The organism is Galbibacter sp. BG1, from assembly GCF_013391805.1.
Classification (GTDB): domain Bacteria; phylum Bacteroidota; class Bacteroidia; order Flavobacteriales; family Flavobacteriaceae; genus Galbibacter.
This window is the reverse complement of sequence record NZ_CP058364.1, coordinates 612,783-625,269: the sequence shown is the minus strand read 5'-3', so window position 1 is coordinate 625,269 and position 12,487 is coordinate 612,783. Positions and strand designations below refer to the sequence as shown.

The following is a 12,487-nucleotide window of genomic DNA, read 5'->3' as shown; positions in this document are numbered from 1 at the left end:
AAGAAAAATGTTACAGCCGAAAAGAACAAAATACCGTAAGCAGCAGAAAGGCCGTATGAAAGGTCTTTCTCAAAGAGGGCATGAACTTTCAAATGGTATGTTTGGTATAAAATCAATGGATTCATCATTCATCACAGCGCGTCAAATAGAGGCTGCTCGTGTTGCTGCTACTCGTTTTATGAAAAGAGAAGGGCAGTTGTGGATCAAAATTTTTCCAGACAAGCCTATTACAAAGAAGCCACTTGAGGTGCGTATGGGTAAAGGTAAAGGTGCTCCAGAATATTGGGCAGCTGTAGTGAAACCAGGTAGAATTATGTTTGAAATAGGTGGTGTACCTATGGATGTTGCAAAAGAAGCTTTAAGGCTTGCAGCGCAGAAACTACCGGTTAAAACAAAGTTTATTGTAGCTAGAGATTATTCAGCTTAATTAATTAAGAAGATTATGAAACAATCAGAGATTAGAGAATTATCTACTGCTGAGCTACAAGAACAGCTTGGTATTGTTAAGAAACAATATGCAGATTTAAAATTGGCTCATACCATTACACCTTTGGAGAATCCACTTCAGTTGAGACATACTAGAAGAACGGTGGCTAGATTGGCGACAGAGCTTACTAAAAGAGAATTACAATAATTCGATTCTGCTAGAAGATGGAAAATAGAAATTTAAGAAAAGAAAGAGTAGGGGTAGTTACAAGTAATAAAATGCAGAAGTCTATTGTGGTTTCTGAAGTAAAACGAGTAAAACACCCTATGTACGGTAAGTTCGTGTTAAAAACTAAGAAATACGTTGCGCACGACGAAAAAGACGATTGCAATATTGGTGATACAGTAAAAATAATGGAGACACGTCCATTGAGTAAAACCAAATGTTGGAGATTAGTTGAAATCATTGAAAGAGCGAAATAATTATGGTACAACAGGAATCAAGATTAAAAGTAGCAGACAACACGGGGGCTAAGGAAGTTTTAACTATCCGTGTATTAGGAGGTACTAAAAGAAGATATGCTTCTGTTGGTGACAAAATAGTTGTTACCGTAAAAGATGCCACGCCAAACGGAAACGTTAAAAAAGGTCAGGTATCTACAGCAGTAGTAGTTCGTACCAGAAAAGAAGTAAGAAGACCAGATGGTTCTTACATTCGTTTTGATGATAATGCTTGTGTTCTTCTTAACCCAACTGGAGAGATGCGCGGTACCCGTGTGTTCGGTCCAGTAGCGAGAGAATTACGTGACAAGCAGTTTATGAAGATTGTATCATTAGCGCCAGAGGTGCTTTAATACACGAAGAAATGATAAAACTAAAGATAAAATCAGGAGATACTGTTAGAGTAATTGCGGGAGAACATAAAGGTTCAGAAGGGCAAGTGCTTAAAGTAGATCGTGAAAAGAACAAAGCGATAGTTGAGGGCGTAAATCTAGTGTCTAAACACGAGAAGCCAAGTGCTAAAAACCCTCAAGGAGGTATCGTTAAGAAAGAAGCTCTTATTCATGTTTCTAACTTATCGTTAATAGATCCAAAATCTGGGGAAACTACCAGAGTAGGATACGAAGTTAGAGATGGTGAGAAAGTGAGATTTTCTAAAAAATCTAATGAAGTAATTTAATTATGGCTTACATTCCAAGATTAAAACAAGAGTATAAGGAAAGAATAGTTTCCTCTCTTACAGGAGAGTTTGGTTACACGAACGTTATGCAAGTGCCTAAACTGGAAAAGATTGTTATTAGCCGTGGAGTTGGTGCAGCTGTTGCAGATAAAAAGTTGATCGACTACGCAGTAGACGAATTATCAAGAATATCTGGACAAAAAGCAGTAGCAACCATATCTAAAAAAGACGTTGCATCTTTTAAATTACGTAAAGGTATGCCAATTGGGGCAAAAGTAACTTTACGTGGGGAAAGAATGTACGAATTCTTAGATAGATTGATTACTTCTGCATTACCACGAGTAAGAGATTTTAATGGTATCAAAGCTAATGGTTTTGATGGACGTGGAAACTATAACCTTGGTATTACCGAGCAGATTATCTTTCCAGAGATCAATATCGATAGAGTTAACAAAGTGGCAGGTATGGATATTACCTTTGTTACTTCTGCTAACACCGATAAGGAAGCAAAATCATTATTAAGCGAATTAGGATTACCTTTTAAAAAGAACTAGTATGGCTAAAGAATCAATGAAAGCCCGTGAGGTGAAAAGACAAAAATTGGTAGACAAGTATGCTGAAAAAAGAAAGGCTTTAAAGGAAGCTGGAGATTGGGAAGCATTACAGAAATTACCAAAAAATTCTTCTCCGGTACGTTTGCACAATCGTTGTAAATTAACTGGAAGACCTAGAGGGTATATGCGTACTTTTGGAATTTCTCGAGTAACTTTTAGAGAAATGGCTAACAACGGCCTTATTCCAGGGGTTAAAAAAGCAAGTTGGTAAATAAATTTTAACTGGTAGTAAGTTCAGTATAATGCTGAAAACTGTTACCGCAAATAGATATAGATGTATACAGATCCTATAGCAGATTATTTAACAAGAATTAGAAACGCTAACAGCGCTGGGCACAGAGTAGTAGAAATACCTGCTTCTAATTTGAAAAAGGATATGACTAAAATATTATTCGATCAAGGATATATTTTAAGTTATAAATTCGAAGACAACGCAGTGCAGGGTGTTATTAAAATAGCTTTAAAATACGATAAGCTTACTAAAGAGCCCGTTATTAAAAAGCTAAAGCGTGTGAGTACACCAGGTTTACGTAAGTATGCTGGTAAAGATGAACTTCCTAGAGTTCTTAATGGTCTTGGTATTGCCATTGTTTCTACTTCTCACGGAGTAATGACAAGCAAGCAAGCCAAGCAAGAAAATGTAGGTGGTGAAGTTTTGTGTTACGTTTACTAATATATAAAGACAAGAAGAAATGTCAAGAATAGGTAATAGTCCAATAGCAATTCCCGAGGGAGTTACTGTAGATATTAAAGAAGACGAAGTTACCGTAAAAGGTAAACTTGGAGAATTGAAACAAACATTTTCAGACATTACTATTAAAGTAGAAGAAGGAAGTGTAATTTTGGAGCGTTCTTCAGATGTGAAAAATGTTAAAGCTAAACACGGTCTTTACAGATCATTGATCAATAACATGATCGAAGGTGTTTCTAATGGCTTTACTAAACAGTTAGAATTAGTTGGAGTAGGTTACAGAGCTAGCAACCAAGGTCAAAAATTAGATTTGGCAATTGGTTTTTCGCACAATATCGTAATCGATTTAGCTCCTGAGGTTAAAGTGGAAACTATCTCAGAAAAGGGTAAAAATCCAATCGTAAAACTAACATCATACGATAAGCAATTAGTTGGTCAAGTAGCAGCTAAGATTCGTTCTTTCCGTAAGCCAGAGCCTTACAAAGGAAAAGGAATTAAGTTTGTTGGTGAGCAATTAAGAAGAAAAGCAGGTAAATCAGCTTAATAATTAGCACTATGGCATTATCAAAGACTGAAAGAAGACAGAGAATCAAAAATAGAATCCGTAAGGTGGTTTCTGGAACAGAAGCTAGACCAAGACTGGCTATTTTTAGAAGTAATAAAGAGATTTATGCTCAATTGATAGATGATGAAACAGGAAAAACCCTGTTGGCAGCATCTTCAAGAGATAAAGAAATTAGTTCTGCAAAAGGTACTAAAACTGAAATAGCTACCTTAGTAGGGAAAGCTATTGCAGAGAAAGCAAAAAGCGCTGGTTACGAGGCGATCTCTTTCGATAGAGGTGGTTACTTGTATCACGGTAGAGTAAAATCGTTAGCAGAAGGTGCTAGAGAAGCAGGACTTAAATTCTAAGAAAATATGTATCAAGATTATAAAAACGTAGAATTAGTAAAACCTGGTGGACTTGAATTGAAAGATCGTCTAGTAGGAGTACAAAGAGTTACTAAAGTTACTAAAGGAGGTAGAGCCTTCGGATTTTCTGCAATAGTTGTTGTAGGAGACGAGAATGGTGTAGTTGGTCACGGATTGGGAAAATCTAAAGAGGTAGCAGATGCTATTTCCAAAGCTGTAGAAGATGCTAAGAAAAACCTAGTTCGTATCCCTCTTAACAAAGGTACATTACCTCATGAGCAAAAAGGGAAATATGGTGGTGCAAGGGTTTACATCCAGCCAGCTTCTCACGGTACCGGGGTTATTGCAGGTGGTGCAGTACGTGCGGTATTGGAAGCAGTAGGAGTACACGATGTACTATCTAAATCTCAAGGTTCTTCTAACCCTCACAACGTTGTTAAAGCAACTTTCGATGCTTTATTACGTTTAAGAGATGCTAGAACAATCGCAGCGCAAAGAGGAATTTCTTTAGAAAAAGTTTTTAAAGGATAAACCAAGGATAAGATGAAAAAAGTAAAAGTTACGCAAGTAAAGAGCAGCATTAAACGTCCTGAAAGACAAAAAAGAACGTTAAAAGCGCTAGGCCTAAAAGGAATTGGTCAAGTTGTGGAGCATGATGCAACACCAAACATCCTTGGTATGGTAAAAAAAGTAGAACACTTAGTTTCTTTTGAAGAAGCTTAATAACAATATAGTTATGAATTTAAGTAACTTACAACCAGCTGAAGGTTCAGTACATAGAGACGGAAAAAGAGTAGGACGTGGTCAAGGTTCTGGCAAAGGTGGTACGGCCACTAGAGGTCACAAAGGAGCTAAGTCCCGTTCAGGATACTCAAAGAAAATTGGTTTTGAAGGTGGGCAAATGCCACTTCAAAGACGTGTGCCTAAGTTTGGTTTTAATAACATCAGCAGAAAGGAATACGCAGGAATCAATTTAAACAAGTTACAAGAATTGGTTGATAAAGGTGTGGTGAAAGACACCGTAGATTTAGATGTTTTAGTTAGCAACGGAGTTGTGAAATCTAACGAGCTAGTAAAAATACTAGGAGGAGGAGAACTAAAAGCTAAATTAAAAGTATCAGTACATAAATTTACCGCCAGTGCAAAAGCAGCTATCGAAGCGGCCGGAGGTGAAGCAGTAAGTTTATAACCAACAAGTAACCATGAAGAAATTTATTGAGACATTAAGCAATATCTGGAAAATAGAAGAACTTAAGGGTAGAATTTTAGTTACCCTTGGTCTTCTTTTAGTTTACCGTTTCGGTGCGCAAGTTGTATTACCAGGTATTGATACACAGCAATTGGCAGAATTATCATCTAGAACAGATGGTGGAGGTTTATTGGGTATTCTAAACGCATTTACAGGGGGAGCATTTGCAAACGCTTCTTTCTTTGCCTTGGGTATTATGCCTTATATCTCTGCATCTATCGTAGTTCAATTAATGGGATTGGCTATTCCTTACCTTCAGAAATTACAAAAAGAAGGAGAGAGTGGCCGTAAAACATTAAACCAGATTACGAGATGGTTAACCATTGGGATTTGTTTGGTGCAGGCACCAGCGTATTTATATTCCTTAGGTTCTCTAGGTGTTCCAGATAGCGCATTTATTTTAGGTAAAGGTCTGGATTTTATGATTCCTGCAGTTTTAATTTTAGTAACAGGAACCATTTTTGCCATGTGGTTGGGAGAAAAAATTACCGATAAAGGTATTGGTAACGGAATCTCTCTACTTATTATGGTGGGGATTATTGCAAGAATGCCTCAGTCGTTCGTGCAAGAATTTGTATCCAGAACTTCTGGCTCCAACGGTGGTTTAATGTTGATATTAATTGAATTGATTTTATGGTTTGTTGTAATTCTAGCATGTATTATGTTGGTTATGGCAACGAGACAAATTCCAGTTCAATATGCGCGTAGAACTGCTTCGGGAGGTTATGAAAAAAATGTTTTTGGATCTAGACAGTATATTCCTTTAAAATTAAATGCTTCTGGTGTTATGCCAATTATCTTTGCACAGGCAATTATGTTTGCCCCCGCATACATTGGTAGAATAGGAGCTTTGAAAGATACAGGAGTTGGTCAATGGTTGCAAACAGAGTTTAGTAATATCTTTGGATTGTGGTACAATATTGTTTTTGCGTTATTAATAATAATATTTACGTATTTTTACACCGCAATTACAGTGCCGACGAATAAAATGGCTGACGATCTAAAGAGAAGTGGTGGATTTATCCCAGGGATTCGTCCAGGGAAAGAAACCTCAGATTATTTAGATAAAATAATGTCTTTAATTACATTCCCAGGATCTTTATTTTTAGCATTGATTGCTGTTTTACCAGCAGTTGTTGTTAAATTAATGGGAGTACAACAAGGTTGGGCGTTGTTTTATGGTGGTACCTCACTATTAATTTTGGTAGGTGTTGCAATAGATACAATGCAACAGGTAAATTCATACTTGTTGAACAGGCATTATGATGGCTTGATGAAAACAGGTAAAAATAGAAAAGTTGTAGCTTAATTATGGCAAAACAGCCCGCAATAGAACAAGATGGAAGTATAATTGAAGCATTGTCTAATGCAATGTTTCGAGTAGAATTAGAAAACGGTCACGTTGTAACGGCTCATATTTCTGGTAAGATGCGTATGCATTACATTAAATTATTACCAGGGGACAAGGTGAAACTTGAAATGAGTCCTTACGACCTAACTAAAGCAAGAATTACTTATAGATATTAAAGAGATGAAAGTAAGAGCATCACTAAAAAAGAGAAGTCCCGAGTGCAAAATTGTGCGTAGAAAGGGGAGATTGTATGTAATCAATAAAAAGAATCCTAAGTTTAAACAAAGACAAGGATAAGTTATGGCTAGAATCGCAGGAGTAGATTTACCAAAGCACAAAAGAGGAGTTATAGGTTTAACTTACATCTTTGGTATTGGAAAAAGTAGAGCTAAAGAGATCTTAGAAAAAGCTCAAGTTAGCGAAGACAAGAAAGTTAACGACTGGGCAGACGAAGATATCGCTGGTATTCGAGAGGCTATTGCTTCTTATACAATAGAAGGTGAGCTACGCTCAGAGGTTCAATTAAACATTAAGCGTTTAATGGACATCGGTTGTCAAAGAGGTATTCGTCACAGAGCTGGTCTTCCTTTAAGAGGACAGCGTACTAAGAATAACTCTAGAACAAGAAAAGGTAAAAGAAAAACTGTTGCTAACAAGAAAAAAGCAACTAAATAATTAGAGACATTAGTCATTAGTGTTTAGACGTTAGATGAATCTGTTTGAAATAGCAATGTTTAGGATTCTAACAACTAAAAACTAACAACTAGAAACTAAAACAATATGGCAAAGTCAAATACAAAAACTGCTAAGAAACGTAAGGTTGTAGTAGAGTCTGTAGGTGAAGCTCATATCGCTGCATCATTCAATAACGTAATTATTTCCTTAACAAACAAAAAAGGAGATGTTGTTGCTTGGTCTTCAGCAGGTAAAATGGGATTCAGAGGTTCTAAGAAAAACACTCCTTACGCTGCACAGATTGCTGCAGAAGATGCTGCAAAAGTAGCTCAGGAAGCTGGTCTTAGAAAAGTAAAAGTGTACGTTAAAGGTCCTGGATCTGGTAGAGAATCAGCAATCCGTTCTATCCACAATGCTGGAATTGAAGTTACAGAGATTATCGATGTTACTCCATTGCCTCACAACGGATGTCGTCCACCAAAAAGAAGAAGAGTTTAATTAATTAATGTTTAAAAGAAGGTTTTTACGATTATCGAAGGATAAGCCTTAATTCATAATCACCTTCACAATAGTACAAAAAACATGGCAAGATATACAGGTCCAAAGACTAAAATAGCCCGTAAATTCGGAGAAGCTATTTTCGGAGATGATAAATCATTCGAAAAAAGAAATTACCCTCCAGGGCAACACGGTAATAACCGTAGAAGAGGTAAAAAATCAGAATACGCTATCCAGTTAATGGAGAAGCAAAAAGCAAAGTATTCTTACGGTATTCTAGAAAGACAATTTAGAAACCTTTTTGAAAAAGCAAACCGTAGCAAAGGTGTTACTGGTGAGGTGCTTTTACAACTTTGCGAGTCTCGTTTAGACAATGTAGTTTACAGAATGGGGATTTCTCCATCGAGAAGAGGAGCGAGACAATTGGTTTCTCACCGTCATATCACCGTAAATGGTGAGTTAGTAAACATTCCTTCTTACCAATTAAAGCCAGGAGATGTTGTAGGAGTAAGGGAAAAATCAAAATCGTTAGAAGCGATCAATAATTCGCTTGCTAACAATAGTAGTGTTTACGAATGGATTACTTGGAATAACGAGAAAAAAGAAGGAACGTTTGTAACAGTTCCAGAGCGTTTACAAATTCCAGAAAATATTAAAGAGCAATTAATCGTCGAGTTATACTCTAAATAATAATTAGACAGCAGTCGTACTATGGCAATACTAAATTTTCAGAAGCCCGATAAAGTTATAATGATCGATTCTACCGATTTCGAAGGTAAGTTTGAATTCAGACCTTTGGAACCAGGATACGGATTGACCGTTGGTAACGCATTACGAAGAGTTCTTTTATCTTCATTAGAAGGTTTTGCAATTACATCTACAAGAATCGATTCTGTAGAACACGAATTTTCTACAATTGAAGGTGTAGTTGAGGACGTTACAGAAATCATTTTGAACTTGAAGCAAGTACGTTTCAAAAGACAAATTGAGGATATTGATAACGAAACCGTTTCTATTTCGATTTCAGGTAAAGAACAGATCACTGCTGGAGATTTCCAAAAGTTTATCTCAGGTTTTCAAGTACTAAACCCAGATTTAGTTATCTGTAATTTAGACTCGAAAGTTACCATAAACATGGAAATTACAATCGAAAAGGGTAGAGGGTATGTTCCTGCTGAAGAGAACAAAAAAGCAAACGCACCTCTTGGAACTATTTTTACAGATGCTATCTACACGCCCATTAAAAACGTGAAGTTTAGTATTGAAAATTATCGTGTAGAGCAAAAGACAGACTACGAAAAATTAGTTTTCGAAATTGTTTCTGACGGTTCTATTCACCCTAAAGATGCGTTAACAGAAGCTGCAAAAATCCTTATCCACCACTTTATGTTATTCTCTGATGAGCGTATCACTTTAGAGGCAGATGAGATTGCACAAACAGAAACATATGATGAAGAATCTCTTCATATGCGCCAGTTACTAAAGACCAAGTTGGTAGACATGGATCTTTCAGTAAGAGCACTAAACTGTTTGAAGGCTGCTGAAGTAGATACTTTAGGAGACTTGGTTTCTTTTAACAAGAACGATTTAATGAAATTCAGAAACTTTGGTAAAAAATCACTTACCGAACTAGAAGAACTTGTTAATAACAAAGGTCTTAGTTTTGGAATGGATTTATCAAAGTATAAATTAGATAAAGATTAACACTCAATCATCATATTTTGCTCCTCAAAATGGGTCGAGCAAGATGTTGATTTAAATTAAATGTCATGAGACACGGAAAGAAATTTAACCATTTAGGTAGAAAATCAGCTCATAGAAAAGCTATGTTGGCTAATATGGCTTGCTCTTTAATCGAGCACAAACGTATTAATACTACTTTAGCAAAAGCTAAAGCATTAAAGCAGTTTGTAGAGCCTTTGGTAACAAAATCCAAAGAAGATACTACCCACAACAGACGTATTGTATTCAGCAAAATTAGAGATAAATATTCTGTTACAGAACTTTTTAGGGAAGTAGCTACCAAAGTAGGAGACAGACCAGGTGGATATACTAGAATTATTAAACTAGGAAATAGACTTGGGGATAATGCAGATATGGCGATGATTGAGTTAGTTGATTATAACGAAACTTATAACGCAGATAAGCCTGCTAAGAAAAAGTCTACTAGAAGAAGTAGAAGCAGTAAGAAAGCCGAGGCAGCTGTAGAGGCTCCAAAGGTAGCTGAAGCTCCTGCTAAAAAAGAAGAGTCTGATAGTGAAAAACCAGAAACTTCACAAGAATAGTGATTAATGTTATCATAACATATCAAAAAGGATAAACGCTTTAGTTTATCCTTTTTTTTGTGTTATTTTGTAAAACTTTTGCAACGAAAACAATGAAGTATCAATCTAGAAAACAAGCAATGATCTTGTTGGCCGACGGAACTATCTTCTATGGTAAGGCAGTGGCCAACAAAGAAGGAAGTGCCTTTGGCGAAGTCTGTTTTAATACCGGGATGACAGGCTATCAAGAAATTTTTACAGACCCATCTTATTTCGGTCAACTTATGGTAACTACCAATGCGCATATTGGTAATTACGGTGTTAAAGATGATGAAGAAGAATCTGACTCTGTAAAAATTGCGGGACTTATCTGTAAGAATTTTAGTTATGTCCCATCACGAAGAGGGAAAACCGATTCTTTGGAGAATTTCTTAGATGAAAACAATCTGTTAGCTATTTCAGATGTAGATACCAGAGCCTTGGTAAGCTATATTCGCGATCACGGTGCGATGAATGCGGTTATTTCTACCGAAGTTGATAAGGTGGACGAGCTGAAAAAACAGCTTGCCGATACACCAGATATGAAAGGTTTGGAGTTGGCATCCCGTGTTTCTACCAAAGAACCTTATTTCTTTGGAGATGAAAATGCAACTTTTAAAATTGCTGCGCTGGATCTAGGGATAAAGAAGAATATTTTAAGAAATCTTGCAAAACGGGATTGTTACATCAAAGTGTTTCCATACAATGCTTCTTTTAAAGATATGGAAGTTTTTAGTCCAGACGGTTACTTCCTGTCCAATGGCCCTGGGGATCCAGAACCATTGGATAGTGCTATTGAGGTAGCAAAAGAAATTATTGACAGGGATCTTCCGTTATTCGGCATTTGTCTTGGCCACCAAATAATAGCTTTGTCGCAAGGTGTTTCTACGTTTAAAATGTACAATGGGCATAGGGGGATTAACCACCCAGTAATAAATCATATTACTGGTAAAGGTGAAATTACTTCTCAGAATCACGGATTTGCTATCAATAGGGAAGAAGCGGAAAGTAATGGTGATTTAGAGATTACGCATTCTCATTTAAATGATAATGAAGTAATGGGCATTCGCCACACTTCTAAAAATTGCTTTTCTGTTCAATACCACCCTGAGGCAGGACCAGGGCCCAACGATGCCACTTACTTATTTGATCAATTTATAGAGAATATTAAACAACAAAAACTAAAAACAGTATGAGTATAATAATAAGCGTACATGCGCGCCAGATATTAGATTCTCGTGGGAATCCAACAGTAGAAGTAGATGTAGTTACCGAAAATGGTATTTTAGGAAGAGCAGCGGTTCCATCTGGAGCATCCACTGGAGAACACGAAGCAGTTGAGTTGCGTGACGGAGGAAAAGATTACATGGGGAAAGGTGTTGCAAATGCTGTTAAAAATGTAAATACAAAAATTGCCGAAGAACTTGTTGGTGCATCTGTTTTTGAACAAAATTTGATCGATCAAACCATGATCGATTTAGATGGTACTCCCAATAAATCTAAACTGGGAGCAAACGCTATTTTAGGGGTTTCCCTTGCGGTTGCCAAGGCAGCTGCAAACGAACTGAACATGCCATTATACCGTTACGTTGGTGGGGTAAGTGCCAATACACTTCCAGTGCCAATGATGAATATTATAAATGGTGGTTCGCACTCTGATGCGCCTATTGCTTTTCAGGAATTTATGGTAATGCCAGTGAAAGCAAAAAATTTCACACATGCCATGCAGATGGGAACTGAAATTTTCCACAACCTTAAAAAAGTATTACACGATAGAGGTTTGAGCACTGCTGTAGGGGACGAAGGAGGATTTGCGCCAACTTTAGACGGTACAGAAGATGCCTTGGATACCATTTCTAAAGCGGTTGAAAAAGCCGGTTACAAAATGGGGGATGAAGTAATGATTGCTTTAGATTGTGCAGCTGCTGAATTTTATGTAGACGGAAAATACGATTACACTAAATTTGAAGGCGACAAAGGAGCAGTAAGAACATCTGAAGAACAAGCTCAATACCTTGCTGAACTTTCTTCAAAATACCCAATTATTTCTATTGAGGATGGTATGGATGAGAACGACTGGGATGGTTGGAAAGCATTGACCGAGAAAATTGGAGACAAAGTGCAGTTAGTTGGGGACGATTTATTTGTGACCAATGTTGAGCGTTTATCGAAGGGTATTGAAAATGGAATTGCCAACTCAATCCTTATCAAAGTAAACCAAATCGGGACACTTACGGAAACCATTGCTGCGGTTAATATGGCTAAAAATGCAGGATATACTTCAGTAATGTCTCACCGTTCTGGTGAAACAGAAGATAATACCATTGCAGATTTAGCAGTAGCCTTAAATACAGGTCAAATTAAAACAGGATCTGCTTCCCGTAGTGACCGTATGGCAAAGTATAATCAATTGCTTAGAATTGAGGAAGAATTAGGAGCCGTGGCTTTTTACCCTCAAGAAAAAGCTTTTAAGATAAAATAAGCCCAGCTTAAGATTATAATTTTAAAGCTCCCCAAATTTTGGGGAGCTTTTTTTATGTATTTGCAAATAATCGCATATTAACATTGATTTAATAAGGAATATTTAT

23 protein-coding genes are annotated in these 12,487 nt (G+C 36.8%); all 23 read left to right on the top strand.

The window, feature by feature from the left end; translation table 11 throughout:
- Positions 1–7: 7 nt before the first annotated feature.
- The 23 genes from rplP to eno all read left to right on the top strand — a co-directional run bounded on the left by rplP (position 8) and on the right by eno (position 12,381).
- On the top strand, positions 8–427 hold the full coding sequence (gene rplP, locus HX109_RS02825; protein WP_008613592.1) for a 50S ribosomal protein L16: 420 nt from the start codon (positions 8–10) through the stop codon (positions 425–427).
- 15 nt (positions 428–442) lie between these two features.
- The gene (gene rpmC / locus HX109_RS02820) at positions 443–634 is read left to right on the top strand and encodes a 50S ribosomal protein L29 (RefSeq protein WP_178949702.1); all 192 of its coding nucleotides are present in this window, start codon (positions 443–445) and stop codon (positions 632–634) included.
- A gap of 17 nt (positions 635–651) precedes the next feature.
- Entirely contained in the window at positions 652–909 is a 258-nt protein-coding gene (rpsQ, locus tag HX109_RS02815; protein WP_178949701.1) for a 30S ribosomal protein S17, read from the top strand.
- Between the two features lie 2 nt (positions 910–911).
- Positions 912–1,280, top strand: a complete 369-nt coding sequence (gene rplN / locus HX109_RS02810) for a 50S ribosomal protein L14 (RefSeq protein ID WP_178949700.1) — start codon at positions 912–914, stop codon at positions 1,278–1,280.
- An 11-nt stretch (positions 1,281–1,291) separates the two neighbouring features.
- Positions 1,292–1,606 carry a 50S ribosomal protein L24 gene (gene rplX / locus HX109_RS02805; protein WP_178949699.1) on the top strand — a complete coding sequence of 105 codons (315 nt, stop codon included), beginning with the start codon at positions 1,292–1,294 and terminating at the stop codon, positions 1,604–1,606.
- A gap of 2 nt (positions 1,607–1,608) precedes the next feature.
- Positions 1,609–2,160: a 50S ribosomal protein L5 gene (gene rplE / locus HX109_RS02800; protein ID WP_178949698.1), complete on the top strand. Its 552-nt coding sequence runs from the start codon at positions 1,609–1,611 to the stop codon at positions 2,158–2,160.
- 1 nt (position 2,161) lies between these two features.
- Entirely contained in the window at positions 2,162–2,431 is a 270-nt protein-coding gene (rpsN, locus tag HX109_RS02795) for a 30S ribosomal protein S14 (protein WP_178949697.1), read from the top strand.
- A 63-nt stretch (positions 2,432–2,494) separates the two neighbouring features.
- On the top strand, positions 2,495–2,893 hold the full coding sequence (rpsH, locus tag HX109_RS02790) for a 30S ribosomal protein S8 (RefSeq protein ID WP_178949696.1): 399 nt from the start codon (positions 2,495–2,497) through the stop codon (positions 2,891–2,893).
- Between the two features lie 19 nt (positions 2,894–2,912).
- A complete protein-coding gene (gene rplF, locus HX109_RS02785) occupies positions 2,913–3,455 on the top strand; it encodes a 50S ribosomal protein L6 (protein WP_178949695.1) in 543 nt (180 codons plus the stop codon).
- 11 nt (positions 3,456–3,466) lie between these two features.
- Positions 3,467–3,823 (top strand): 50S ribosomal protein L18, encoded by a 357-nt coding sequence (rplR, locus tag HX109_RS02780; RefSeq protein ID WP_178949694.1) that lies wholly within the window; start codon positions 3,467–3,469, stop codon positions 3,821–3,823.
- A 6-nt stretch (positions 3,824–3,829) separates the two neighbouring features.
- Positions 3,830–4,354 carry a 30S ribosomal protein S5 gene (rpsE, locus tag HX109_RS02775; RefSeq protein ID WP_178949693.1) on the top strand — a complete coding sequence of 175 codons (525 nt, stop codon included), beginning with the start codon at positions 3,830–3,832 and terminating at the stop codon, positions 4,352–4,354.
- Between the two features lie 12 nt (positions 4,355–4,366).
- Positions 4,367–4,546 carry a 50S ribosomal protein L30 gene (gene rpmD, locus HX109_RS02770; protein WP_178949692.1) on the top strand — a complete coding sequence of 60 codons (180 nt, stop codon included), beginning with the start codon at positions 4,367–4,369 and terminating at the stop codon, positions 4,544–4,546.
- A gap of 13 nt (positions 4,547–4,559) precedes the next feature.
- Positions 4,560–5,012, top strand: coding sequence for a 50S ribosomal protein L15 (gene rplO / locus HX109_RS02765; protein ID WP_178949691.1), 453 nt, complete (start codon positions 4,560–4,562; stop codon positions 5,010–5,012).
- 13 nt (positions 5,013–5,025) lie between these two features.
- Entirely contained in the window at positions 5,026–6,381 is a 1,356-nt protein-coding gene (gene secY, locus HX109_RS02760; RefSeq protein WP_178949690.1) for a preprotein translocase subunit SecY, read from the top strand.
- 2 nt (positions 6,382–6,383) lie between these two features.
- Positions 6,384–6,599: a translation initiation factor IF-1 gene (infA, locus tag HX109_RS02755; protein WP_008613577.1), complete on the top strand. Its 216-nt coding sequence runs from the start codon at positions 6,384–6,386 to the stop codon at positions 6,597–6,599.
- Positions 6,600–6,603: 4 nt separating this feature from the next.
- Positions 6,604–6,720: a type B 50S ribosomal protein L36 gene (ykgO, locus tag HX109_RS02750; RefSeq protein ID WP_178949689.1), complete on the top strand. Its 117-nt coding sequence runs from the start codon at positions 6,604–6,606 to the stop codon at positions 6,718–6,720.
- Between the two features lie 3 nt (positions 6,721–6,723).
- On the top strand, positions 6,724–7,098 hold the full coding sequence (rpsM, locus tag HX109_RS02745) for a 30S ribosomal protein S13 (RefSeq protein ID WP_178949688.1): 375 nt from the start codon (positions 6,724–6,726) through the stop codon (positions 7,096–7,098).
- Positions 7,099–7,203: 105 nt separating this feature from the next.
- Positions 7,204–7,596: a 30S ribosomal protein S11 gene (gene rpsK / locus HX109_RS02740; protein ID WP_178949687.1), complete on the top strand. Its 393-nt coding sequence runs from the start codon at positions 7,204–7,206 to the stop codon at positions 7,594–7,596.
- 84 nt (positions 7,597–7,680) lie between these two features.
- On the top strand, positions 7,681–8,286 hold the full coding sequence (gene rpsD / locus HX109_RS02735; RefSeq protein ID WP_178949686.1) for a 30S ribosomal protein S4: 606 nt from the start codon (positions 7,681–7,683) through the stop codon (positions 8,284–8,286).
- Between the two features lie 21 nt (positions 8,287–8,307).
- A complete protein-coding gene (locus tag HX109_RS02730) occupies positions 8,308–9,300 on the top strand; it encodes a DNA-directed RNA polymerase subunit alpha (protein WP_178949685.1) in 993 nt (330 codons plus the stop codon).
- A 65-nt stretch (positions 9,301–9,365) separates the two neighbouring features.
- On the top strand, positions 9,366–9,881 hold the full coding sequence (gene rplQ, locus HX109_RS02725) for a 50S ribosomal protein L17 (protein ID WP_178949684.1): 516 nt from the start codon (positions 9,366–9,368) through the stop codon (positions 9,879–9,881).
- 92 nt (positions 9,882–9,973) lie between these two features.
- Positions 9,974–11,095 carry a glutamine-hydrolyzing carbamoyl-phosphate synthase small subunit gene (carA, locus tag HX109_RS02720; protein WP_178949683.1) on the top strand — a complete coding sequence of 374 codons (1,122 nt, stop codon included), beginning with the start codon at positions 9,974–9,976 and terminating at the stop codon, positions 11,093–11,095.
- Positions 11,092–12,381, top strand: coding sequence for a phosphopyruvate hydratase (gene eno, locus HX109_RS02715; RefSeq protein ID WP_178949682.1), 1,290 nt, complete (start codon positions 11,092–11,094; stop codon positions 12,379–12,381). The genes carA and eno overlap by 4 nt, the downstream gene beginning before the upstream one ends.
- The last annotated feature ends 106 nt before the right edge of the window (positions 12,382–12,487 follow it).

Bases quoted from the DNA above. Each gene is read 5' to 3' on its own strand.
- rplE (WP_178949698.1), top strand. From the start codon at position 1,609: ATGGCTTACATTCCAAGATTAAAACAAGAGTATAAGGAAAGAATAGTT.
- rpmC (WP_178949702.1), top strand. From the start codon at position 443: ATGAAACAATCAGAGATTAGAGAATTATCTACTGCTGAGCTACAAGAA.
- rplP (WP_008613592.1), top strand. From the start codon at position 8: ATGTTACAGCCGAAAAGAACAAAATACCGTAAGCAGCAGAAAGGCCGT.
- rpsE (WP_178949693.1), top strand. From the start codon at position 3,830: ATGTATCAAGATTATAAAAACGTAGAATTAGTAAAACCTGGTGGACTT.
- HX109_RS02730 (WP_178949685.1), top strand. From the start codon at position 8,308: ATGGCAATACTAAATTTTCAGAAGCCCGATAAAGTTATAATGATCGAT.
- rpsM (WP_178949688.1), top strand. From the start codon at position 6,724: ATGGCTAGAATCGCAGGAGTAGATTTACCAAAGCACAAAAGAGGAGTT.
- rplN (WP_178949700.1), top strand. From the start codon at position 912: ATGGTACAACAGGAATCAAGATTAAAAGTAGCAGACAACACGGGGGCT.
- rplQ (WP_178949684.1), top strand. From the start codon at position 9,366: ATGAGACACGGAAAGAAATTTAACCATTTAGGTAGAAAATCAGCTCAT.
- rpsH (WP_178949696.1), top strand. From the start codon at position 2,495: ATGTATACAGATCCTATAGCAGATTATTTAACAAGAATTAGAAACGCT.
- ykgO (WP_178949689.1), top strand. From the start codon at position 6,604: ATGAAAGTAAGAGCATCACTAAAAAAGAGAAGTCCCGAGTGCAAAATT.
- rplO (WP_178949691.1), top strand. From the start codon at position 4,560: ATGAATTTAAGTAACTTACAACCAGCTGAAGGTTCAGTACATAGAGAC.
- rpmD (WP_178949692.1), top strand. From the start codon at position 4,367: ATGAAAAAAGTAAAAGTTACGCAAGTAAAGAGCAGCATTAAACGTCCT.
- carA (WP_178949683.1), top strand. From the start codon at position 9,974: ATGAAGTATCAATCTAGAAAACAAGCAATGATCTTGTTGGCCGACGGA.
- rpsQ (WP_178949701.1), top strand. From the start codon at position 652: ATGGAAAATAGAAATTTAAGAAAAGAAAGAGTAGGGGTAGTTACAAGT.
- rplR (WP_178949694.1), top strand. From the start codon at position 3,467: ATGGCATTATCAAAGACTGAAAGAAGACAGAGAATCAAAAATAGAATC.
- eno (WP_178949682.1), top strand. From the start codon at position 11,092: ATGAGTATAATAATAAGCGTACATGCGCGCCAGATATTAGATTCTCGT.
- rplX (WP_178949699.1), top strand. From the start codon at position 1,292: ATGATAAAACTAAAGATAAAATCAGGAGATACTGTTAGAGTAATTGCG.
- rpsN (WP_178949697.1), top strand. From the start codon at position 2,162: ATGGCTAAAGAATCAATGAAAGCCCGTGAGGTGAAAAGACAAAAATTG.
- rpsD (WP_178949686.1), top strand. From the start codon at position 7,681: ATGGCAAGATATACAGGTCCAAAGACTAAAATAGCCCGTAAATTCGGA.
- secY (WP_178949690.1), top strand. From the start codon at position 5,026: ATGAAGAAATTTATTGAGACATTAAGCAATATCTGGAAAATAGAAGAA.
- rpsK (WP_178949687.1), top strand. From the start codon at position 7,204: ATGGCAAAGTCAAATACAAAAACTGCTAAGAAACGTAAGGTTGTAGTA.
- infA (WP_008613577.1), top strand. From the start codon at position 6,384: ATGGCAAAACAGCCCGCAATAGAACAAGATGGAAGTATAATTGAAGCA.
- rplF (WP_178949695.1), top strand. From the start codon at position 2,913: ATGTCAAGAATAGGTAATAGTCCAATAGCAATTCCCGAGGGAGTTACT.